Here is a 23,337-nt window from a genome sequence, read left to right as displayed (position 1 = left end):
GGACTCACCCCTCGGCGGTCACCGCACGTCGTTCGAGCAGAACGGTGTCACGCCACACACCGTCGAGCTGGGCAATCTTCTCGCGGAGACCGATAGTTCTGAACCCGGCCGAATGATGCAGCGAGATGGAGGCGCGATTCTCGGGGAATATCGACGTCTGCAGTGTCCAGAGGTCGTCGACATCAGCGGCCATGACTTGCTTGCGCAACAACGCCTTTCCGACACCCCGACCACGCATTCCGCCCGCGACGTACACGGAGTTTTCCGCCACCCCGCGGTAGCAGTCACGCTCGGAAACTGGACTCAACGCAGCCCAACCGACAACAACACCCTCGATAGTCGCGACCCACCGATGCTTCGACAGCCACCGTTCGTGGAGATGCTCACGCGAGGGGACCTCAGTAGCAAAGGTGGCATTTCGGGTGTCGATACCCTCGCCGTAAATACGGCGAACCGCATCCCAGTCGTCGTCGATCATGGCCCGGACAGAGACATCGTCGGGCAGATCACTCGGACAGCAAGGACGCGGAGCAAGGACTCCCATCACCACGTCCGCCGCCTGCGGCAAGGCAACGCAACACGTCGGATTCACCGCGACGACCGTGCTCGTCCCCTCCTTACGCATGGTCAGAAAACCCACATCGGCGAGCTTGCGCAGGTGGTGCGACACCGTCGGTTGTCCGATCCCCAACGCTTCGGCGAGCGCTCCGACGGTAATACCACCGACCGCGCTCGCCACCCGGTGAAGCAATCGGACGCGCATCGGCTCGGCAAGGCAGGCGAACCACTGCGCGTAGGTATCGGCATCGCCCTGCGCGAGGACGGAAGAACCAATCTGATCCGGGTCCGAATCACCGACGCGCACCGTCGGAGTCTGCAGCGATGTCATCTAACCACTATATCGACAGCTGTCGATGGTTGCCTACATTGATGATTGTCGATACAGTTCCGCATAGATCGATACTCGTCGATGAAAGGTGCGAAATGAATCCCCTACCCGTTGTCGTGATCGGGGCCGGCCCGATCGGCCTGGCAGCCGCAGCAGATCTGCGCGAGCGCGGACTGACACCCCTTGTGTTCGAGCGCGGAAGCACAGCCGGTGCTGCGATCTCCGAGTGGAATCACGTGCGACTGTTCTCCCGGTGGTCCGAACTCGTCTCCCCCGCCGCGCAGCGACTCCTCGAGCAGAATGGATGGCGCTCTCCCGCCGCTGAGACGTACCCGACCGGCCGGCAATGGCGCGACCTCTACCTCGGGCCACTCGCCTCAGCACTCGGCGACGCCATCCAGTTCGACACCGAAGTGATCGGCGTAGCCCGACGCGGACGTGACCTGGTCGTCGACGCCGGCCGCGATACCGAACCCCTCTCGATTCATCTGCGCCGCCGTGACGGAACCGAGGACCGCGTGTTCGCCCAGGCGGTTGTCGACGCATCCGGCACCTGGGGTACTCCCAACCCGCTCGGCGGTGAAGGTCTTCCCGCCCTCGGCGAGGGCGCTGTGGGCACTGCGATCAGGTACCGGGTTCCTGATCTCGACGATCCCGCTGTGCGTGCACAGTTTGCCGGAAAACACACGGTCATCGCGGGGAGCGGCCACTCTGCGCTGACGGCGATCGTTGCGCTGTCGGGGTTGGCGGAGCAGGCTCCGAGCACCCGCATCATCTGGGCGGTCCGCCGAGGAAACGTCGGCTCAGCGTTCGGTGGCGGCGAAGCTGACGAACTGCCCGCGCGCGGCGCCCTGGGACTGCGCGCAAAGAAGGCCGTCGAGGACGGACTACTGAGAGTGGTCACCGGCTTCCGCACCGCAGAGGTGACAACAACCCCTTCGGGACAACTCGTACTTGCCTCCGATGCCGGTGATCGCATCGAGAACGTGGACAACGTCATAACGCTGACCGGATTCCGCCCCGATCTTTCCTGGCTTTCGGAAATTCGACTCGGCCTCGACCCGGTCTTACAAGCACCGGTCGAGTTGGCTCCACTGATCGACCCGAACGTCCACTCGTGCGGCACGGTGTACCCGCATGGCGCGAAGGAGCTTCGCCATCCGGAGCCAGGCGTGTACTTGGCAGGAATGAAAAGCTACGGCCGGGCACCCACCTTCCTGGCGATGACCGGCTACGAGCAGGTTCGCAGCATCGCCGCCGAACTCGCCGGCGATCACGACGCCGCAGCCCGCGTCGAGCTGATCCTTCCGGAGACCGGAGTCTGCGGCGGTGCAGGTGTTTTCGACGAAGCTGACGCAGACGCAGCTGACACCGGGGAAACCGAAGCCGGATGCTGCGGCGCACCCACTCCGGAACTGATCACGCTATCGGCGCCGTCTGGCAACACCTGCGGATAGAAACAGTCCATGACGACGGATCCACCCCGCCGGGCTGCCACATCCGACCGAACAAGGCATGCTGATCGTGTGCATACTTTCGAGGTCTGGGCGCCCACGCCGGAATCGGTCCGGGTCGAAGTCGATGGCATCACGCACGACATGGAGCGGACCGACGACGGGTGGTGGCGAGGCGAGGTCGACTGCGACAACCAGGCTCGCTACGGCTTTGTCGTCGACGGTCAAATACTCCCGGATCCGCGGTCACCACGCCAGCCCGAAGGCGTGCACCTTCTCTCCCAACTGCACCAGCTCGACGAGGCGTCCTGGACCGACTCTCAGTGGACCGGACGGCAACTCCCGGGATCGTCGGTCTACGAACTGCACATCGGAACGTTCACCCCCGAAGGAACTTTCGACGCCGCGATCGAGCGTCTCGATCACCTCGTGGACCTCGGCGTCGGGTTCGTCGAGATCATGCCGGTCAACGGTTTCAACGGAACTCACAACTGGGGCTACGACGGTGTGCTCTGGTACACGGTCCACGAGATCTACGGTGGCCCGGACGGGTTACAGCGCTTGGTGAATGCAGCCCACGAACGTGGACTCGGCGTGATCCTGGACGTGGTCTACAACCACCTGGGCCCGTCGGGCAACTACCTCGAAAAGTTCGGCCCCTACATTGCCGATGGAGCGAACACCTGGGGCCGAACGATCAACATCGGAGGCCCGCAGTCGGGCGAGGTTCGCGAATACATCATCGGGAATGCCCTGCGATGGATGCGTGATTTCCACATCGACGGTCTACGCCTCGACGCCGTCCACGCGTTGGTCGATCACACCGGAACGCACATCCTCGAGGAACTCGCCGTCCGAACGGAAACACTGTCGGCCCATCTGGGCCGACCGCTCACGTTGATTGCCGAAAGTGATCTCAACGACGCCACTCTGATCACGCCACGAGCGGCCGGCGGGTTCGGCTTGGACGCGCAGTGGGACGACGACATCCACCACACCATTCACACAGCCGTCTCCGGCGAACGCCAGGGTTATTACGCCGACTTCGGATCCTTGGAATCCCTTGCAAGTACATTGCGGCGCGGGTTCTTCCACGCCGGAACGTATTCCTCGTTCCGTGGGCGGGTTCACGGCCGGCCGATCGACATCACGCATCAGCCCGCCAGCGCTCTGCTCGCATACACGTGCACCCACGATCAGATCGGCAACCGAGCGATCGGCGACCGCCCGAGCGCCTATCTGACGCCAGGACAATTGGCAATCAAGGCAGCACTGGTCCTGCTCTCGCCGTACACGCCGATGCTGTTCATGGGCGAAGAATGGGGAGCCACCACTCCGTTCCAGTTCTTCACCTCGCATCCGGAACGGGAACTCGGCGAGGCCACCGCCAAGGGCCGTAAGGCGGAGTTCGCGGCACACGGCTGGAACAGCGACGACATTCCGGATCCGCAAGATCCACAGACATTTCTGCGATCCAAACTGGACTGGGACGAGCGAACCGACGAGACATGTGCTCGCGTCCTGGCGTGCTATCGCGATCTACTTGCCCTGCGCAAGAAGCGAATCGAGATCACCGACCCCTGGCTGGGGCACCTGCACGTCGACTACGACGAGGACGACCAGTGGATCACCCTGCGCCGCGGCGCATTACAGATCGTGTGCAATCTGGGAACGGACGCGGCCTCGGTCCCAGCCGGCGGAACCCCCATCCTCTGGTGGGATCCGCCGACACAGGACGAGACCGCGTCCGCAACAGTCGTGCCTGGGCACTCGTTCGTCGTACTCGAAAGCTGACTACCCGGATTCTGCAGGAGCTAGCGCTTCGCGTTCTACCGTTACACGCGTTACCGCTTCGCGTTCTCTGGTGTACTCCGCAGCATCCGCAATACCAATGCGGCACTGACGAACAGAACCAAAGCGGTTGCACCGGCGGCAACGTGCATACCGTCGACAAACGCCGCCTTCGCGGAATCGGCAAGCACCGAACCGAGTTCACCAGGTAGGTACGTCGCCTCCTGCAGCGCACCGCCGAGGGTGCCCTGCGCAGCGTGCGCCTGATCTGCTTCGAGCATGGACGTGTCGATTCCCTTGCGGAAGATCGCCATCACCACGCTGCCCAGGATCGCCACACCGAGCGCGATACCGAGTTCGTACGCAGTCTCCGACACCGCGGACGCAGCGCCGGCACGCTCGGGTTCCACCGAACTGACCACAAGATCCGACGTCAGGGTCAGTGCGACACCGACACCTGCACCGGCCAGACCGAAGCCGATCACGAACATCAACGGGCCGCTGTCCACCCCGAGGGCGAGCAGCATCGCAGCACCGATACCGGCAACCGCGAGGCCTGCACTGAGCACGTGAGACACCGACCACCGGCGAATCAACCAGGCCGCCGCAACCGCGGTGAATGCGCTGAGCAACATACCCGGGAGCATCAGCAGGCCGGCGTCGAGCGCCGAGTTACCCAGCACCAACTGCAGGTACTGCGAGCCGAAGAACAGGACACCGGCGAGTGCGAAGATCGAGAGCAGGTTGGTGATGACGGCGGTGGAAAACGACGCATTGGCAAACAGTTTCAGATCCAACATCGGATCCTTCAGCATCCGCTGACGACGCACGAACACGTAGCCGGCGGCGAGACCCACAAGGCCGATCACCAGCAACGTGATGCTGACGCCGTGCACCACGGATTCCTTGACCGCGTACACCAACGGCAACATGGTCGCCATCGACAGACCAGCGCTGACGAGGTCGAATCGACCCGGGTTGGGGTCTTTCGACTCCGGGATCAGGATCGGGCCGAGTACTACCAGCGCGATCATGACCGGGATGTTGATCAAGAAGACCGAACCCCACCAGAAGTGCTCGAGCAACCAACCACCGACCAAAGGGCCTGCCGCTGTACCTCCACCGGCCATCGCGCCCCAGACACCGATTGCCTCGGTGCGCTGACGCGGGTTGACGAAGATCGTGCGGATCAGACCGAGGGTGGCCGGCATCAGCGTTGCACCGGAAATACCCTGCAGCACGCGGGCGGCAATGAGCATCTCGGGACTGACAGCAAGAGCGGCGATGATCGAGGCGAGACCGAAGCCGACTGCGCCGATCAGGAGCAGTTTTCTCCTACCGATCCGGTCACCGAGCGTACCCATGGTGATGAGCAGACCGGCGAGCACGAACGAATAGACGTCGATGATCCACAGCAACTGCGTGCTGCTCGGCTCGAGGTCGGCGCTGATGAACGGAAGCGCAAGATCGAGCACCGTGCCGTCGACTGCGATGAGCAACACAGCAAAGGCAAGGACTATCAAGCCCGCCCAGTCACGCTTTGTCGCCCGAACCTCGTCGGGATTGATTGCAGACGTCTGATCTGCCGACACTGACATTGCTCCCCTGCGACTTTCTCTGAGTTCTTTCGAAAAGATTTCACTGAACCGTCCAGCCGGTACAGTAGGTCTACGGTAACAGTGAACCGTCCAAGCGGTAAAGTTATTTCCGGGTAGGGTCACATCACATGGCTGCCGACACTCGCGATCGAATTCTCGACGCACTGGAGAAGCTGCTGCTGGTCAGCGGCGTTGCCCAAGTCACGCTCGAAGGCGTTGCCGCCGAAGCCGGGGTTTCCAAGGGCGGACTTCTCTATCACTTCCCCAGCAAGGAAGCACTCCTCGCGGCGATGGTCCGCAGACTCGGAGAACGCTCGGATCAGCAACTCGAAGACGCCGTAGCAGGCGGTACGACGGTCACCGAGTTCTATCTACAGATCCCCGATGCGAACGAAAGCGAAGAACTCTCACTCTTCCGGTCGATCATCGCGGCACTGAGAACAGTCGACGGACAACACGACGAGATCCAGAAAGCCGTTACCCACGTGATGCGCAGCTGGGACAAAGGCCTTCAGACCGAGATCGCCGATCCCATACAAGCCGAGATCATCCGACTCGTCGGCGACGGTCTGTACTTGGCGGCCATGCTCGGGCTCCCCCAGCCAGATCCCGAATTGCATCGACAGGTGGTCGAGCGACTGCGGCCCTGACCGGGGGCGTCCCTTACGTCAGATAGCGGTACGCCGGGCTTCCCGGCTCGAGCCTCTCGGACTGCATCGGCGCGCGCTCCATCCGCTCGAGCAACGCCGCCAACCCGTCGGCGGAACCGAGTTCGATACCCACCAACGCGGCACCCGTCTCGCGATTGTTTCGCTTGACGTACTCGAACAGCGCGATGTCGTCGTCCGGCCCGAGCACGTCCGAGAGGAAGCGACGGAGCGCTCCCGGTTCCTGCGGAAAGTCCACCAGGAAGTAGTGCTTGAGCCCGAGGTGAACGAGCGAACGCTCGAGGATTTCGCCGTAGCGGGAGACGTCGTTGTTGCCACCGGAAATCAGGCACACGACGGTCGAACCCGGCTCGAACGTCAAATTCTGAAGTGCCGCAACGGAAAGCGCTCCCGCGGGTTCGGCGATGATGCCCTCGCTCTGATACAGCTCGAGCATCGCCGTGCAGATAGCGCCCTCGTCGATCTGATTGACGACAAACGATCCCGAACCGGACCGTGTCTGAAGTTGACGAGCCACGAGCGGCAACGAAGCGTGCGACACCACGGCGGCACCCAGACGTGAGACGACCTCGTAGGGAACATCGCCGATCCTCTTGACCGCTGCCCCGTCGACAAATGGATCGACGTCGGGAAGAGTCACCGGGCCCCCGGCAACGAGAGCGGCCGTCATGGACGCCGCGCCGGACGGCTCGATCCCGACGATCGACGTCTTGGGCGATCGCTCGTGCAGATAGGTGGCTATGCCCGCGATGCAACCGCCGCCGCCGACCGGCACGACGATCGTGTCGAGAGGTGCGTCCAGTTGCGTGAGAATCTCCGCTGCGATGGTTCCTTGCCCCGCAGCGGTGCGCACGTCGTCGAACGGGGGAACCATGGTTGCGCCGGTTTCGGCTACGTCCTCCGCGGCCGCAGCAGCGGCGGCGTCATAGGTCTCACCGATCATGAACAGTTCGACAAACGCTCCACCGTGGGCGCGGATGCGATCACGCTTCTGCTTGGGGGTATTTGCCGGAACGTAGATCCGACCCTTGATCTGCATCGTTCGGCACGCGAAGGCAACACCCTGCGCATGGTTACCGGCACTGGCGGTCACCACGCCGGCCGCGCGCTCGGCCTCGTTGAGCTGAGCGATCAGGTTGTACGCGCCACGAATCTTGTACGAACGAACGCCCTGGAGGTCCTCGCGCTTGAGGTACACGTGCGCGCCGGTCAACGCCGAAAGACGGTCGCTGTACTGCAGGGGTGTCGCCGCAATGACGTGCTGAATTCGCTCGATGGCCGCGTCGATCTCCTGCGCGTCGAGCGCGGGGACGGTGGACTTCGTTACTACGACATCGGGCGAGTTAGACACTCCGCCATTTTCGCACGTCGGGGATCAACCTTCCCACCACCCCGCCCCACATGGTCTGCGAGGCAGGGCGGCGGGTAGGTCAGCCGCGAGGATCCAACTGTGAGGGACGTGGCACGTTCCGCAGGTTCGACTTGGCCATCTGCACAGCCTCGCCGACGCCGCCGTTCATCACCATCTTCGACATCGCCAAAGCGAAGCCCTTCATCTGACCACCGGTGATGGTGGGCGGCAACGACAACGCCAGCGGATCGGTCACCAGATCAACCAAGGCCGGACCGTCGTGATCGAGCGCGGCGCGTAGGCCCGCTTCGATGTCCGCGGGATTCTCGATTCGGCGCGAGAAGATACCGAGCGCAGCAGCAACCGCCGCGTAGTCGACCGCGGGCACGTCGACCCCGAAATCCGGAAGGCCGTCGACCAGCATCTCGAGCTTGACCATTCCGAGCGTCGAGTTGTTGAACACCACGATCTTGACCGGCAACTTGTACATCGCGACGGTGACCAACTCACCGAGCAGCATCGACAATCCACCGTCGCCCGACACCGAGATGACCTGACGCCCCGGACTCGACCATGCCGCACCCATCGCATGTGGGAGCGCATTGGACATGGATCCGTGCAGCGCCGAGGAGATGAAGCGTCTCGATCCGTTCGGATTGAGATAGCGCGCCGTCCACACGTTGCACATCCCGGTGTCGGCGGTGAAGATTGCGTCGTCGGCCGCCAGATCGTCGAGGATCGAGGCCGCATACTCGGGATGAATGGGTGTGCGCTGCTTGACCGGATCCGTGTACGCACCAACCACTTTGGTCATCAAAGTGTTGTGCTTTGCGAGCGTATCCTCCAGGAACCCGCGGTCGGTCTTTCGATCGAGTTGCGGAATCAGTGCGCTCAAGGTGCTCGCGACGTCACCGTGCACCGCCAGGTCCAGGCTGGTTCGACGCCCCAACCGCTCGGCCGCGATGTCGATCTGAGCGGTACGAACGTCATCGGGCAAGAACTGGTCGTAAGGAAAATCCGTACCGATCAGGAGCAGGAGATCGGCGCCGTGGATACCGTCGTGCGCCGCACCGTAACCGAGCAATCCCGTCATCCCGACGTCGTACGGGTTGTCGTACTGGATCCATTCCTTGCCGCGCAGCGAATGCCCGATGGGAGCCCCGACGGTTTCGGCCAGCGCCAACACCTCGGCGCGTGCGTCTCGCACGCCTGCGCCGGCGAAGATCGCAACCTTACGCGAGCCGTTGATCACATCTGCCAACGCCTTGACGTCACCGGCATCCGGAACGACTGTCGGCCTTCGGGTTTCGACGAGCGTCGGCGGGGTGCCTTCTGCCGGACAATCGGCGATGTCCCCGGGAAGCACGATCACCGAGACGCCGTTTCGAGCCACCGAATGCTGAATCGCCGACTGCACCACGCGAGGTGATTGGACTGCCGTGCTGACGAGTTCGGTGTAACTCGAACATTCGATGAAGATCCGCTCGGGATGCGTTTCCTGAAAGTAGCCCATTCCGATCTGGGCACTGGGGATGTGTGAGGCGATCGCGAGGACCGGGGCGCCCGAACGATGAGCGTCGTACAGGCCGTTGATCAGGTGAAGGTTTCCGGGACCGCAGGATCCGGCACACACCGCGAGTTTTCCGGTGATCTGGGCATCCGCTGCGGCCGCAAACGCAGCTGCTTCCTCATGACGGACGTGTATCCAGTCGATTCCGCCCTTTTCGGAACCACCGGTGCGACGTACCGCATCGACGATGGGATTGAGACTGTCACCGACAATTCCGTAGATCCGACTGACACCCGCGTCAACGAGCTGCTGAACCAATTGATCTGCAACGGTTTTCGGACTCATCAGACCTCCATGACACACTCACGGGAGTCGGGATCGCCGACCCCCGCGAGTGACGATTTGCTTGTGGTTTATGCAGTGCTTCTTGTGGACTGCCGTTTCGTGAGGACTGCAGTGCGTTACTTGGGTTCGAGCACGAACACCGGGATCTCACGATCGGTCTTCGTCTGATAATCGGCGTAGTCGGGGTACGCAGCGACAGCGCGCTCCCACCAGATCGCCTTCTCGTCTCCGGTGACTTCACGAGCAACCAGGTCGAAGACCTGCGTCGCGTCACGCAGCGTGACGTGCGGATCGGCTTTGACGTTGTAGTACCAAACCGGATTCTTCGGAGCGCCACCAAGCGAAGCCACAACGGCATACGAGCCGTCGTGCTCGACGCGCATCAGCGGCGTCTTCCTGACCTTGCCGGACTTTGCCCCGACGGTCGTGAGAACGACGACGGGCATGCCGTTCATGTCGTTTCCCTCGGTGCCACCGGAGTTCTCGATGCGTGCGACCTGATCGGCGGCCCACGACGCTGGACTGGGTTCGTACTCACCTGTGATTGGCATGTGTACCAGTGAACACCCACTCGAGCACCTTGGCCACCGAACCACACCGACCAGGTCCGTCGTCGGCACACTCCCCTGGTTGATCGATTAAGTGAGCTGCCGATCAATAAAGTTCGCTTGCCCGAACTCTCATCTCTGGTTACTCTGAAACCACAGCTTCGAACAGCCGTATCGCTAACCAGGCCGCAGCGAGAACAGACTGCACCGAGAAAGGGACGAGATGACTACCGCAGATATCTCCACTCGCGAATCACGCCCCTCGTCCGACCATTTCGTCGATCTGGCCGGGACTCGGTGGCCGCTGTACAAGATCGAAGCTCTCGCGGTCGGTTTTGTGCTGTTCGTGGCCGCCGGAGCTGTCACCCAGTCGATGCAGGTAGCCGTACTGACTGCCGCAACAGCAGCCGTGGTCACCTGGTGGGCGCGTCGCGTGTACTACTCACGCACCACCTGATCACCCCACTCCCCGATCTCCCGCGAACCACGAAGGGACCTTGCTGCTGATGCAGCAAGGTCCCTTCGTTCGGTTCAGATCCGCTCGATCGGCGGTCAGACCGTCAGACAGCTCGGCCCGAGTAATGCCTTCAGGTCGCCCATCAAAGCCGAGGATGGTTCGACCCGAAGGACGTCGTCGACCTTCCACAAGCTGATCTCGGTTCCACCGATCAGCCGAACGTGAACGTCGGATGTTCCGGGGTGCCTCGTCAGCACCTGCTTGAGAGCACTGAGCTTGTCCTTGGTGCATTGCCGAAGCGGCAGCGAGACCGACAGGGGGCGCGCGACCCCGATCGCCGAAATATCAGGCACCGCAAGGTCGTTGCCGATCAGCGACATCCGATCGTCTCGGATCGAAACGCGAGCCTTGACCAACACGATGGCATCCTCGGCGATGTCCATCCCGTACACGGCGTAGGCCTGCGGGAAGAACAGCACCTCGATTCCACCCACGAGGTCTTCGAGCTGCACGATGCACCAGGTCAGACCGTTCTTGTTGACCCGACGGTCCACCGAGGCAATGATTCCGCCGAGAGTTACCTGGGCACCGTCCTGAACGCCGCCTTCGAGTATCGCAGCGATGGACGTGTCGGACTGCTGGCGAAGAATGTGCTCGACTCCGTTGAGCGGATGGCCGGAGACATACAGCCCCAACATTTCTCGTTCGAGTGCCAGGCGATGCTTGGAGTCCCACTCTTCGTCAGGAATCTTGACGTCGAACACCGAGGTGATCGACTCGTCCGCCTCGGCACCGCCGAAGAGGTCGAACTGTCCGATCGCCTCTGCCTTCTTGGTGCTCATCACGGAATCGATGGCGTCGGCATGAACCAACATCAGGCCCTTGCGCGGGTGACCCAACGAGTCGAAGGCACCGGCCTTGATGAGAGATTCGGTGACCTTCTTGTTGCAAGCCATCGCGTCGATCTTGCCGAGATAGTCGGAGAAATCGGTGAACTTCGATTTCTCGGTGCGCGCCTTGATGATCGAGGCAACGACGTTGGCGCCGACGTTGCGCACCGACCCCATACCGAAACGGATGTCGTCGCCGACCGTCGCGAAGTCGACGCGTGACTCGTTGACGTCCGGTGGGAGAACTGTGATGCCCAACTTGCGGCAGTCTGCGAGGTAGATCGCGGACTTGTCCTTGTCGTCACCGACGGAGGTCAGCAGACCTGCCATGTACTCGGCCGGGTAGTTCGCCTTGAGGTACGCAGTCCAGTACGACACGAGTCCGTAGCCGGCGGAGTGCGACTTGTTGAACGCGTACCCGGCGAAGGGAAGGACCGTGTCCCACAGCGCCTTGATGGCGGCTTCGCTGAAGTTGTTGTCCAACATGCCCTGCCGGAAGCCGGCGTAGGCCTTTTCCAGCTCGGACAGCTTCTTCTTACCCATGGCGCGACGCAGCAAGTCGGCCTGACCCAGGGTGTAACCGGCCACCTTCTGCGCCAGTTGCATGATCTGCTCCTGGTAGATGATCAGGCCGTATGTCTCCGAGAGGATCTCCGCGAGCGGCTCCTCCAGCTCGGGGTGAATCGGCTTGACGTCTTCCAAGGCGTTCTTGCGCTTGGCGTACGAGATGTGGGCGTCCACACCCATCGGTCCCGGTCGATACAGCGCCAATGCGGCGACGATGTCGCCGAATCCGGTGGGCTGCATCAGTTTCAGCAACTCGCGCATGCCGCCGCCGTCGAGCTGGAACACACCGAGAGTGTCGCCGCGGGCGAGCAGTTCGTATGTTGCCGCATCGTCCATCGGCAAAGTGTCGAGGTCGAGGTCGATGCCGCGGTTGGCTTTGATGTTCTCGAGCGTGTCGCCGATAACCGTGAGGTTTCGCAGACCGAGGAAGTCCATCTTGAGCAGGCCGATAGCTTCACACGAGGGGTAGTCCCAACCGGTGATGATGGCGCCGTCCTGGGCGCGCTTCCAGACCGGGATTGCGTCGGTGAGCGGTTCGGACGACATGATGACCGCGCAGGCGTGCACACCGGCGTTACGGATCAGCCCTTCCAGACCCACCGCGGTCTTGTAGATCTTCGCGACGTCCGGGCTGGAGTCGATGAGCGCTCGAACCTCGACTGCCTCCTTGTACCGCTCGTGCTTCGGATCGGTGATACCGGAAACCGAGATGTCCTTGGCCATGATGGGCGGCGGGAGCGCCTTGGTGATCTGATCGGCGATGGCAAAGCCCGGCTTGCCGAACTGGACGCGAGCCGAGTCCTTGATGGCAGCCTTGGTCTTGATGGTGCCGAAGGTGATGACCTGGGCGACCTTGTCGTTGCCCCACTTGTCCGTCGCGTAGCGAACCATCTCGCCGCGACGGCGATCATCGAAGTCGATATCGATATCGGGCATGGACACACGCTCGGGGTTGAGGAATCGCTCGAACAGCAACCCGTACGGGATGGGGTCGATGTTGGTGATACCCATCGCGTAGGCCACCAACGAACCGGCAGCCGATCCACGGCCGGGCCCGACGCGAATTCCGACGTCCTTGGCGTGGTTGATCAGGTCGCCGACCACCAGGAAGTAGGCCGGGAAGCCCATTTCGTTGATGACGCCGATCTCGTAGTCGGCGCGGGCGAGGTACTCCTGCGGAGGTCCGCTCGGGAAGCGGCGATCGAGTCCGCGCATCACCTCGGCGCGCAGGAAGGTCTGCTGCGTGTGACCCTCCGGGACCGGGAAGATCGGCATGCGGTCGTGGAACGCCCACACGTCCTCGTACGACTGCACACGCTCGCCGATGGCCACGGTGTTGTCGCACGCCCCCGGTACTTCGTTGTCCCAGATGGCGCGCATCTCGGCAGCGGACTTGAGGTAGTAGCCGTCGCCGTCGAACTTGAAGCGCGTGGGGTCGGACAGCGTCTTGCCGGTCTGGATGCAGAGCAGCGCCTCGTGGTTCTCGGCGGCGTCCTTGGTGACGTAGTGGCAGTCGTTGGTGGCAAGCGGCGGGATACCGAGTTGCTTGCCGATGTCGAGCAGACCCTCGCGCACCCGGCGCTCGATCGAGAGACCGTGATCCATCAGTTCGAGGAAGAAGTTGTCCGGTCCCCAGATCTCCTGCCACTTCGCGGCAGCTTCGAGAGCCTCGCGATCGTGACCGAGACGAAGACGCGTCTGAATCTCACCCGAAGGGCAACCGGTGGTGGCGATAATGCCCTCGGCGTGCGCCGCGATGAGTTCCTCGTCCATGCGAGGCCACTTGCCGAGCTGTCCCTCGATTGACGCGAGAGAAGACAGCTTGAAGAGGTTTCGGAGCCCCGTGGCGTTCTCGGCCACCATCGTCATGTGCGTGTACGCACCGCTACCGGAGACGTCGTCGGACTTCTGGCTGCGATCACCCCAGAGAACTCGTTTGGTGTTGAAGCGGGATTCGGGTGCGATGTACGCCTCGATGCCGATGATCGGCTTGATGCCGGCACTCTTGGCCTCGTTGTAGAACTGGCTGGCGCCGTACATGTTTCCGTGGTCGGTCATGCCGACAGCGGTCATTTCGAGACGAGCGGCCTCCTCGAACATGGCGCCGACCTTGGCCGCACCGTCGAGCATCGAGTACTCGGTGTGATTGTGAAGATGTACGAACGAGTCAGCCACGTGCGCCTCTCTGAAGGTCTGGGAGCGAGATCGAGTGTATGCCGCGTTGCCGACACGTTCGGCGACCGCCATCGTGGAGTCGCAGTGTGCCGCCTCCGATCACGTGACCGGAACCTCAGGTTCGGCGCTCGACCTCATCGAACGCCGCGAACGTCGACTGGCGACGAAGGTATCTGTCGTGAAGATCACCAGCGCAGCCCAGATCAGAACGAAGCCGATCCAGCGTGAGGCCGGCATGTCCTCGTGCATGACGGCCACACCCCACGCCATCTGCAGCGCCGGGGTGAGGTACTGCAGCATGCCCATCGTCGCCAACGGAACTCGCTGAGCGGCGACGCCGAACAGGAGCAGTGGCAGTGCGGTGACCGGGCCGGCGGCAAGCAGCAACAAGCTGTGTCCGGCGCCGCTGCTGATGAATGCACCGGCCCCGGTCAGGCCTAAAAACACGAGGTAGCCGACCGCGAAGGGTGCGGCGACGACTCCCTCGGCAGTCAAACTGGTTCGGGGATCGAGCGGAACCACCTTCTTGACCAGCCCGTAGGTGGCAAACGAACCGGCGAGCACCAATGCGACGATCGGCGGTTTACCGAAGTCGACCGTGATCACGACAACTGCCGTTGCGGCGAGGACGAGGGCGGCGATCTGAGCGCGGCGCAATCGTTCGCGGAAGATCACGACGCCGAGCAGCACGGTGACCAGTGGGTTGATGAAGTACCCGAGGGCCGCCTCCACGACGCGACCTGACACCACGGCATAGATGTACGTCCCCCAGTTCACCGCGATCGCCGCTGATGCCGCGGTCACCAGCAGCCAGGTGCGTGCGCTGATGCCGCGAAGCGATCCGAGGCGACCGGCAAAGGCCAACACGATCAGCATCAACAGAAGGGTCCACACCACTCGGTGCGCAAGGATCTCGACCGGATCGGCGAAGTCGAGTAGTCCGAAGAATGCCGGGAACGTTCCCCACAACAGGAACGCCGCCACACCGTAGAAGATCCCCGAGGACGAACCGGACCTAGCGCGTTCGTCCTTGTTCACGGAACCGGAGTTCACGGGACCGGGCCGTCGTCGGGGCCGGGAGCAACGACGTCCACGTACTCCGGCAGCAAGGGACGAACGGCAGCGAACCACAGCGAGGCGTCGGACGGCAATGCTTCCACTGCACGGACGTTCGAGTCATGTTCGATCGCTTCGAGTCCTTCGGGAGTAGCTCGCACCAGCACGCCCACCGCGCAGGCGCACCCGGCGGACAATTGCTTCGCCGACGCGAGCGCCACCTGTTGCTGACGATCGGTGTCGCCGCCGAGCGAGATCAGTCGCGTGGCTGCAACACCGGGCGATCTGCGCACTGCTTCGTCGTTGTCGGGAACGGGCACGGACATGAGCGGCGTCTGGACGCGCTCGATCGGAACTCGGAACATGACCCTGGACACGCGAACGCCCGAGACTTCAGCGCCCGGCACCTGAACACTGCTGGTCGACGTGATGACCTCGTCGACGGTGAGTGCCTTCGTGAACGAGACCAACGCCCACACCGGCCCATCGACCGACGCGACAGAATCTCGCGCTCGGTCGAGGTAGTCCGGCACAGCTTCCCCGCTGTCCGGACCGAGAGTGTCCGTCGTGATCGGCGGGGTCGGCACGGGATTCGCGAACCCCACGCCCACCACCGCCGCCACACCGACCACCACCGCGACGACGGCCAGCGCGGGGGTAAGCCCGCGCGGTGTCATGAGGACCGGAGAACTTCGAGTGCGTGTTCGAGATCCTTCGGGTACTTGCTCTTGATCTCGACCCAGCGACCGTCCGCCGGGTGGGCGAAGCCGAGCGAGACTGCGTGCAGCCACTGGCGTTCGAGACCGAGCCTCTCGGCAAGTCGGGGGTCCGCGCCGTAGGTCAGGTCGCCGCAGCACGGATGGCGCAACGCCGAGAAGTGGACACGGATCTGGTGTGTGCGACCGGTTTCGAGGTGCACGTCCAGCAGACTCGCTGCCTGGAACGCCTCGATGGTGTCGTAGTGCGTGACGCTGGGCTTGCCGTCGGCCGTGACCGTGAATCGCCAGTCGTTCCCGTGGTGGCGTCCGATCGGGGCGTCGATGGTTCCGCTGCTCGGGTCGGGGTGTCCCTGCACGAGAGCGTGGTAGCGCTTGTCGATGGTCCGCTGCTTGAAAGCGCGCTTGAGCAAGGTGTATGCGCGCTCGGAGGTGGCAACCACCATGACACCCGACGTTCCGACGTCCAGACGGTGGACGATGCCCTGACGCTCGTGGGCACCGGACGTCGAGATACGGAAACCGGCCGCGGCAAGTCCGCCGATGACCGTCGGTCCCGTCCACCCGACGCTGGCGTGCGCGGCAACTCCGACGGGCTTGTCGACTGCAACGACGTCGTCGTCGGCGTAGAGGATCTCCATCCCCTCGACCGGTGTCGCCTCGATGGTCAGGGGCCGCGGCGGTTCGGGCAGGACAACCTCGAGCCACGACCCTGCGGTCAGACGATCGGACTTGCCGACCGCCACACCGTCGACGAGTACCGAGCCTTCTTCCGCGAGTGTCGCGACCACGGTGCGCGAGAGTCCGAGAAGGCGCGCGAGGCCGGCATCGACCCGCATGGCGTCGAGGCCGTCGGGCACGGGCATCGAACGGGATTCCCTCACTTGGTTTCTCCCTCGGCTGCGGCCTTCGATTCGGTGAGCTTCTTGTCGTCCGCCTTGTGATCACGCAGGCGTTCACCGTTGGGTTCGAAGCCGAAAAGAGTCAGTACGACAAGCAGGATCGCGCCACAGACGATCGCGGAATCCGCGATGTTGAACACGGGCCACCAACCGACGGAGACGAAGTCCACCACATGTCCGCGCATGATTCCGGGAGAGCGGAAGAATCGGTCGACGAGGTTACCCAGCGCGCCGCCGAGCACGAGGCCGAGACCCAGCGCCCACCACGGCGATCGGAGCGTGCGACCGATCTTGATCACACCGATGACGACACCGATGGCGACGAGGGTGAGGATCCACGTCATCGACGTCGCCATCGAGAACGCTGCACCGGGATTGCGCACCATCGTGAATGTGACCACGTCACCGATGATTTCGATCGGCTGCCCCGGCTTGACCGCGGCGACGGCCCACACCTTCGTGAGAATGTCCGAGAGCAGGATGACAGCGGCGATGGCAATGAGCATGGTCAGCCGGCGGGGCTTTGCGACCGGCGCAACCGCCAGGTCACCGTCTTCCGATTTCACGGCTTCCGGTTTCACGGTTTCGGGCTCGTCGGCCTTCGAGATTTCGGTAATCGGCTGATCCTCCGCGTTGACATCTCGGTCTGGGTGGTCTGTACTCACGCAACCATCATCCCTCATGTTCACCGCACCGGGTCACGCACTCTGCAACTGCGGCTAGCCTGGAGCGCGTGCCACTGCTGTCCACGACCGGCCGACGAGTTCCGTTCGCCCTCGCTGCCCTCGCTCTCACCACCGTTCTCACCGCTTGCGGCGACTCGGATCAACCTCCCACCACACCTACCTCGTCGCCGAGCGAAGTCACTGTTCCGGTGACCGCCGCCACCGTCGAGGTACTCGATGCGGGAAGCGAACCGCGCGAGGTGTTGCGCATGAACTTGCCTGTCGGCACCACGCAGACGGCGACGCTCGTCACCCAGGCGGTCGTGAGTCAGCAGATCGATCAACAGCCGGCACAAGATTTCTCTTCGCCGGAGATCACGATCCCGCTCTCGGCAAACGTGACCGCTGACGATCCCACCGCTGTCGTGGACCTGACGCTGTCGTCGATGACCTCGCCGGATGCAACGCTGCAGGCAGCGCTGAGCGGGGCCGACGGATCTGCGGCCGGATTGTCGGTCACGGATTCGGGCGCCATCACCGCCCTACGGTTGAAGCCGTCCGCCAACTCGGCCAATGCTGCCCGCGCTGCAATCGAACAGGCGCTCGGCCAAGCGGTCTACCGGACCGTTGCACTCCCCGACGCTCCGGTCGGTGTCGGCGCACGTTGGGTGGTTCGACAACAAGTCAGCAGTGAAATCCTGCTCGATCAGACAACCACCGTCACGCTCACCGCGCGCGAGGGTAATCGGCTTTCGCTCGCGGTGGACGTATCGCAGACCCCGCAGAGCCCGGTCTGGAACCTGGCCGGTGACGCCGGAACGCTGAACATCGATCAGTACGTCATGGCCGGCTCCGGAAACCTCACCGTCGACCTCTCACTCCCCTTGCCGATCGACGGACAGATGACCGTCGGCGGCGACCAGGCGTACGGAGATCCGGACAGTTCCTCGGTGATCCGGCAGACCATCTCCAACAGCATTCGGTGGGAATCGTGACACGCCGATCGCTCGCACTGGGCCTGACAGCAACGGCGGCACTGTTCGTCGTCACCGGTTGCGGCTCGGACGACTCTCCTAGTGCTGACACAACTACGCAGGTTTCCGCCCCACAGGTCGGCTTGACGCCGTTCACAGCTGCTCCGGCCGCATCGCTGAGCGGGGCACCTCTCGACCGTGATGCGCTGCAACGAGCCGCGCTCACCCTCTCCGAACTACCTGCGGACTTCGACATAGTTCCCGACCCGGTCGACGACCTCGGCCTCGCACCGGCGCCGGAGAGTTCGGAGGCGGACAAGTCGAGCACCGACCCCGCCGTCTGCGCCCAGGTTCTGGCGCCGATAGCCACCCAGGCTCCCGAATCGGTCGCCGACCTCTCCGACATGTTCACCGGCCCCGATTTCACGAGCATCGATCAGGACTCTGCTTCGTACGCCGACGGCACCGCGGCAGCAGCAGCTTTCGAGAAACTTCAGACCACGCTGGCCGGGTGTGCGGAGTATTCGGGAACCGATGCCGACGGAACGAAAATCACCTATCGCGTCGGCGGAGCGTCGGGCCCGAACGTCGGCGACGCGTCTTTCGCTTTCCGAATCATCACGGAGAGTGGTGGTTTCACCTTGGTTGCCGACGCGATCGTGGCCGCAGTCGGGACGACGTTGACTCAGGTGTCCGCGACGGCGCCGAGTGCGATCGCCCCCGATGTTCTGCACTCGATGGCGTCGGCCGCCGCCGATCGCCTGCGCGCACAAACGCCCTGACAACGAGCGGATTAGTCCCGTCTCGGCCTTACGCGAATGATTCGGGACCACAGACCCTTTGACAACTGCCCGTCCACACTGAACGGTGAGAGTAGGTACGAAACAGACCAACGCGACACACTGATGTGAGGAGCCAGAGTTCATGCCGGAACCCAGAAGGTCAGATCACACCGATTACGTAGCCGTCAATCCGATCTTCTCGAGGCCTGGCGAGGATTCGGTTGCATCGAAGTACACACTCGAACCCGACGGCATGCTTCCCGAGACCGCCTATCAGATCGTCCACGACGAAACGATGCTCGACGGCAATGCGCGGCTCAATCTCGCGACGTTTGTCAGCACGTGGATGGACGACCACGCCACCAAGCTGTATACCGAGTCGTTCGACAAGAACATGATCGACAAGGACGAGTATCCACAGACCGCCGCGATCGAAACCTATTGCTGGCGCATCCTTGCCGACCTCTGGCACTCGCCCTCCCCCAAGGACGCAATCGGTACCTCGACGATCGGTTCGTCCGAGGCGTGCATGCTCGGTGGCCTGGCGATGAAACGACGCTGGCAGCACGCACGAAAAGCCGCGGGGAAGTCCACCGAAAAACCAAATCTCATCATGAGTTCCGCCGTCCAGGTGTGCTGGGAGAAATTCTGCAACTACTGGGACGTCGAGGCGCGCTACGTGCCGATCAGCGAGGAACACCGGACCCTCGACGGTCACGATCTGGACAAGTACGTCGATGAGAACACCATCGGCGTAATCGCGATCATGGGTGTCACGTACACCGGGATGTACGAGCCGGTCCTGGAAATCTCGAAGGCACTCGACGCGATCCAGGAAAAGACGGGACTCGACGTTCCCATCCACGTCGACGGCGCTTCCGGCGCAATGATCGCCCCGTTCCTACAGCCGGAACTCGAATGGGATTTCCGGCTCCCGCGCGTGCACTCCATCAACACCTCGGCGCACAAGTACGGACTCGTCTATCCCGGCCTCGGCTGGGTGGTCTGGCGATCGCAGGATCTACTTCCCGACGACCTCGTGTTCAAGGTGAGCTACCTCGGCGGCAGTATGCCGACCTTCGCGCTGAACTTCTCGCGGCCCGGTGCTCAGGTGATCCTGCAGTTCTACTTGTTCCTGCGTCTCGGCCACGACGGCTATCGCGCGATCCAGCAGTCCTCACAGGACGTGGCGAAATTCCTCGCCGAAGGAATCGGGAAGCTCGACGCCTTCGAATTGTGGAACGACGGTTCCGACATCCCGGTCTTCGCGTGGCGCCTCGCCGAGGGCCACACGTCCAACTGGACGCTGTACGACCTGTCCGACCGGCTGCGGGGCAAGGGCTGGTTGGTGCCGGCCTATCCCATGCCGGACGATCTCTCGGATCTGACAGTGCAGCGCATCGTGGTTCGTAACGGACTGAGCATGGACCTGGCAGCCAATCTGCTGCGCATCATCGAAGAGGAAACCGCGTTCCTCGACGAACTCGACAGCCCGATGCCGCGGCCACGCGTCACCGAGGGATTCCATCACTGACGACGCTCACTGCATGAAGAGCGGCCGCCGACTCCCTTTCGGGGGTCGACGGCCGCTCTGGTGTTTCAGGTGTTGCGCAGAGATCAAGCAGCGCAAGCAGGCGAGGTCAGACCTGCAACGCCGACGATCTGGCAAGCGGTGGTCTTCGAGAGCTTCCAGACGCCGTCCTCGTAGACGAACGAAGCCTGCAGACCCTGCTGCAGCGGCTGGCCGTTGACGACGATGTTCAGCGAAGCTGCGGCCGTCTCGCTACCCGTGTCGGTGACCGGGTCGAGGATCTCGACCTGCGCGCCGGCAGCCTTGGCGGCAGCGGCGACCTGGTTGATCAGCTCGGGATCCTGCTCGGCGCCCTGGACGAGGTTGACCTTGTCTGCGGCCGGAACGGTCTCGTCGAGTGCCTGAGCGACCTTGCCGTTGAGCTCAGCAGACGTCGGGAGCTCGGGAGCTGCAACGTCCGTGGTGCTGGTGGTGGCCGTCGCACTCTTGGACGTCGTGGTGGGTGAGTCGGTCTTGTCATCCGAGCCACAAGCGGTCATCGTCAGGGCTGCTGCGATCGCCACGGCTGCAACGGTCATCTTCTGAAGCTTCAACTTCTCAGTCCTATCCATTCGGGTGTTCACATTCGAGCGTCAGTCGAACATCGTGCTTGCTCGAGGATCGTCGACAACATTACCCAACGGTAAGCGGAAAAAGTCTAAGGACATCCTCAGAGAAGGCTGTCGACCGCATCTGCTACCTCGAGCACCTCATCCGATTCGGCGAAGGTTTTGGCTATTCCCGTTCCGCTGGAACGGGTTTCGAAGCGAACTGTCACCACTCCGTGCCCGGCGCCTTGCACCCAACCGTGTCCGTATTCTGGATGCTTCACGTCCAAACCAGGGTGCCAGTAGCGCTGAGGGACGCGTGCGGCCACCGGAACGTCGAGTTCGGCCTCATCGAGGGCGCCCGTGAGAGTCTCGACCGGATAGCCGGGAACATCCTGATCCAACTCGGGAAAAAGTGATCCTTGCCGAACGGTGGACAAACCGGCGAATCCCACACCGACGAGGCGAATCGGCCCCAATTCCTGCGGGTCGATGACCTGTTTCTGCGCAGTCGCGACAAGGATTTGGCGGTCGATGGTGGCAAACGGCAACGTCACGGATCGCGTCAGAATGCTCATATCGGACTTCTTGAGCTTCAGTACGACGGTGCGAGCTGCTCTTCCGTCCTTCTCCAGCCTGGAAAATGCTGCGCGACCACTACTTTCGACGGCCGCGCGCAGTTGCGCCATAGTGACGATGTCTGCGGCGAACGTGGATTCCGCGCTGATCTGCTTGGATTCGGCACGCTCCGCGACCGGCCGGTCGTCGATCCCCTGCGCGAGCCGATGCAACCCCGGTCCGACAGTGGTTCCGAGTATCGACGCCACCTCCGCTATGGGAGTGCGGGCAAACCCTCCGATGGTTTCGATGCCGAGACGCTTCAGCTTTTCCTCGGCAACAGGGCCGATCCCCCACAGCTTTCGCACCGGAAGTGGATCGAGCAACTCGTGCTGCATCCCGGGAGGAATCACTGCGACGCCGTCGGGCTTTGCCAGTCCCGACGCGATCTTGGCGACCTGCTTACCTGCGCCGGCACCGATCGAGGCGACCAACCCGGTCTCGGCTTTGATCAACGCCCGCAGGTCCTCACAAAACGCGCGGACCTCGTCGGCGCCGACTCCGGCCAATTCCACTGGTTCGCCGAATGCCTCGTCCACCGACAATTGCTCGAGGATCGGCATACGAAGGCGCAACGCGTCGAAGGTGCGTTTACTCAGAACTGAATACAACGACATCCGCGGTGGCAATACCACCGCTCCGCCACCGACCATCCGGCGTGCTTGGTGCATCGGCATTGCCGAACGCGCACCGAAAACTCTCGCTTCGTAACTTGCCCCGGCCACCACTCCGCGCCCGCCCAAGCCGCCGACCAGCACCGGCCGACCTCGCAGCGTGGGACGCGTCAACTGCTCGGCGGAAGCGAAAAACGCATCCATGTCGAGATGCAGCACCCACCTGCGACTTCGTGTGGGATCACCTTGATTCATCGGGCGTTACGGTTCTCTCAAAAGTAGGTGCAGAATTTACGTCCGCGCCTTCTTCTTGGGCGACTTCTTCTTCGGCAGGGGTAGTACGTCGGCAGTCCGTTGAATGAAGGCGTGCAGGTGATCGAGGTCCTGCAGCCGTTCCTCCGTCACCCGGTAGTAATCCTTCGCTCCCGGGTACGGCGGAGCCAGATCGGCCTCTGATCCGAACTCGGCACTGACCTCGGTGGGTTTGACGAACAGAACGTCTCCGCAGATCAAGCCCACGATCTTCTCGTCGCAATACAATCCGTACTCGCCGAACATCGCCCTTGCCCGCACGTCGAGCGGTTCCAACTGCTCGAGAATGCTCGCCACGGTTTCCTTGCTCGTACTCATGAGAGCAAACTACTCCGGC

Annotated in this window: 20 protein-coding genes; 7 read left to right on the top strand and 13 right to left on the bottom strand. The window is 62.9% G+C overall.

Translation table 11 applies throughout. From position 1 onward, the window contains the following. Positions 1-4 precede the first annotated feature (4 nt). Positions 5-889, bottom strand: a complete 885-nt coding sequence (locus tag H351_RS15510) for a helix-turn-helix domain-containing GNAT family N-acetyltransferase (RefSeq protein WP_029255542.1) — start codon at positions 887-889, stop codon at positions 5-7. A gap of 95 nt (positions 890-984) precedes the next feature. Between H351_RS15510 and H351_RS15505 the strand changes: the two genes are divergently transcribed. Continuing rightward, positions 985-2,346, top strand: a complete 1,362-nt coding sequence (locus tag H351_RS15505; protein ID WP_029255543.1) for an NAD(P)-binding domain-containing protein — start codon at positions 985-987, stop codon at positions 2,344-2,346. A 69-nt stretch (positions 2,347-2,415) separates the two neighbouring features. Continuing rightward, positions 2,416-4,137, top strand: coding sequence for a malto-oligosyltrehalose trehalohydrolase (gene treZ, locus H351_RS15500; RefSeq protein ID WP_019748848.1), 1,722 nt, complete (start codon positions 2,416-2,418; stop codon positions 4,135-4,137). A gap of 50 nt (positions 4,138-4,187) precedes the next feature. Here the strand turns inward: treZ and H351_RS15495 are convergent, their stop codons facing one another. Next, positions 4,188-5,732, bottom strand: a complete 1,545-nt coding sequence (locus tag H351_RS15495; RefSeq protein WP_029255544.1) for an MFS transporter — start codon at positions 5,730-5,732, stop codon at positions 4,188-4,190. Between the two features lie 128 nt (positions 5,733-5,860). On the opposite strand from H351_RS15495, the gene H351_RS15490 reads away from it, so the two are divergent. Beyond that, positions 5,861-6,382, top strand: coding sequence for a TetR/AcrR family transcriptional regulator (locus H351_RS15490; protein ID WP_019748850.1), 522 nt, complete (start codon positions 5,861-5,863; stop codon positions 6,380-6,382). Between the two features lie 13 nt (positions 6,383-6,395). On the opposite strand, the gene ilvA is transcribed toward H351_RS15490, so the two are convergent. The 3 genes from ilvA to H351_RS15475 all read right to left on the bottom strand — a co-directional run bounded on the left by ilvA (position 6,396) and on the right by H351_RS15475 (position 10,157). Next, complete coding sequence (gene ilvA, locus H351_RS15485) at positions 6,396-7,751, bottom strand: threonine ammonia-lyase IlvA (protein WP_019748851.1); 1,356 nt, start codon at positions 7,749-7,751, stop codon at positions 6,396-6,398. A gap of 79 nt (positions 7,752-7,830) precedes the next feature. Further along, positions 7,831-9,606, bottom strand: a complete 1,776-nt coding sequence (locus H351_RS15480; RefSeq protein ID WP_020969844.1) for a pyruvate dehydrogenase — start codon at positions 9,604-9,606, stop codon at positions 7,831-7,833. Between the two features lie 116 nt (positions 9,607-9,722). Continuing rightward, entirely contained in the window at positions 9,723-10,157 is a 435-nt protein-coding gene (locus H351_RS15475) for a nitroreductase family deazaflavin-dependent oxidoreductase (protein WP_019748853.1), read from the bottom strand. Between the two features lie 220 nt (positions 10,158-10,377). On the opposite strand from H351_RS15475, the gene H351_RS15470 reads away from it, so the two are divergent. After that, positions 10,378-10,611, top strand: coding sequence for a hypothetical protein (locus H351_RS15470; RefSeq protein ID WP_029255545.1), 234 nt, complete (start codon positions 10,378-10,380; stop codon positions 10,609-10,611). 95 nt (positions 10,612-10,706) lie between these two features. Here the strand turns inward: H351_RS15470 and dnaE are convergent, their stop codons facing one another. From dnaE to lspA, 5 genes are all read right to left on the bottom strand, one after another. Next, positions 10,707-14,243 (bottom strand): DNA polymerase III subunit alpha, encoded by a 3,537-nt coding sequence (gene dnaE / locus H351_RS15465; RefSeq protein WP_003941755.1) that lies wholly within the window; start codon positions 14,241-14,243, stop codon positions 10,707-10,709. 99 nt (positions 14,244-14,342) lie between these two features. Beyond that, positions 14,343-15,281, bottom strand: coding sequence for an EamA family transporter RarD (rarD, locus tag H351_RS15460; RefSeq protein ID WP_037120403.1), 939 nt, complete (start codon positions 15,279-15,281; stop codon positions 14,343-14,345). An 11-nt stretch (positions 15,282-15,292) separates the two neighbouring features. Beyond that, a complete protein-coding gene (locus H351_RS15455; RefSeq protein WP_029255547.1) occupies positions 15,293-15,976 on the bottom strand; it encodes a hypothetical protein in 684 nt (227 codons plus the stop codon). Beyond that, positions 15,973-16,899 (bottom strand): RluA family pseudouridine synthase, encoded by a 927-nt coding sequence (locus H351_RS15450; protein WP_007733161.1) that lies wholly within the window; start codon positions 16,897-16,899, stop codon positions 15,973-15,975. The genes H351_RS15455 and H351_RS15450 overlap by 4 nt, the downstream gene beginning before the upstream one ends. Continuing rightward, positions 16,896-17,582, bottom strand: a complete 687-nt coding sequence (lspA, locus tag H351_RS15445) for a signal peptidase II (protein ID WP_021344550.1) — start codon at positions 17,580-17,582, stop codon at positions 16,896-16,898. Before lspA ends, H351_RS15450 begins: the two co-directional genes overlap by 4 nt. Positions 17,583-17,650: 68 nt before the next feature. On the opposite strand from lspA, the gene H351_RS15440 reads away from it, so the two are divergent. The 3 genes from H351_RS15440 (at position 17,651) to gad (ending at position 20,872) form a co-directional block, all read left to right on the top strand. Further along, a complete protein-coding gene (locus H351_RS15440) occupies positions 17,651-18,577 on the top strand; it encodes a hypothetical protein (RefSeq protein ID WP_019748859.1) in 927 nt (308 codons plus the stop codon). After that, entirely contained in the window at positions 18,574-19,338 is a 765-nt protein-coding gene (locus tag H351_RS15435) for a sensor domain-containing protein (RefSeq protein ID WP_241896081.1), read from the top strand. The genes H351_RS15440 and H351_RS15435 overlap by 4 nt, the downstream gene beginning before the upstream one ends. Before the next feature lie 142 nt (positions 19,339-19,480). Next, positions 19,481-20,872 carry a glutamate decarboxylase gene (gene gad, locus H351_RS15430; protein WP_020969851.1) on the top strand — a complete coding sequence of 464 codons (1,392 nt, stop codon included), beginning with the start codon at positions 19,481-19,483 and terminating at the stop codon, positions 20,870-20,872. A gap of 83 nt (positions 20,873-20,955) precedes the next feature. On the opposite strand, the gene H351_RS15425 is transcribed toward gad, so the two are convergent. The 3 genes from H351_RS15425 to H351_RS15415 all read right to left on the bottom strand — a co-directional run bounded on the left by H351_RS15425 (position 20,956) and on the right by H351_RS15415 (position 23,318). Then, positions 20,956-21,462: a WKL family lipoprotein gene (locus tag H351_RS15425; protein ID WP_029255549.1), complete on the bottom strand. Its 507-nt coding sequence runs from the start codon at positions 21,460-21,462 to the stop codon at positions 20,956-20,958. Positions 21,463-21,578: 116 nt separating this feature from the next. Further along, the gene (locus H351_RS15420) at positions 21,579-22,943 is read right to left on the bottom strand and encodes a DNA polymerase IV (RefSeq protein WP_019748863.1); all 1,365 of its coding nucleotides are present in this window, start codon (positions 22,941-22,943) and stop codon (positions 21,579-21,581) included. A gap of 36 nt (positions 22,944-22,979) precedes the next feature. Then, positions 22,980-23,318: a TfoX/Sxy family protein gene (locus H351_RS15415; protein WP_029255550.1), complete on the bottom strand. Its 339-nt coding sequence runs from the start codon at positions 23,316-23,318 to the stop codon at positions 22,980-22,982. Between the last annotated feature and the right edge of the window lie 19 nt (positions 23,319-23,337).

The sequence above is a fragment of the Rhodococcus erythropolis R138 genome (genome assembly GCF_000696675.2).
Lineage (GTDB): Bacteria > Actinomycetota > Actinomycetes > Mycobacteriales > Mycobacteriaceae > Rhodococcus_F > Rhodococcus_F erythropolis.
The sequence above is the reverse complement of the archived record's forward strand: the minus strand, read 5'-3'. Positions and strand labels throughout refer to the sequence as shown.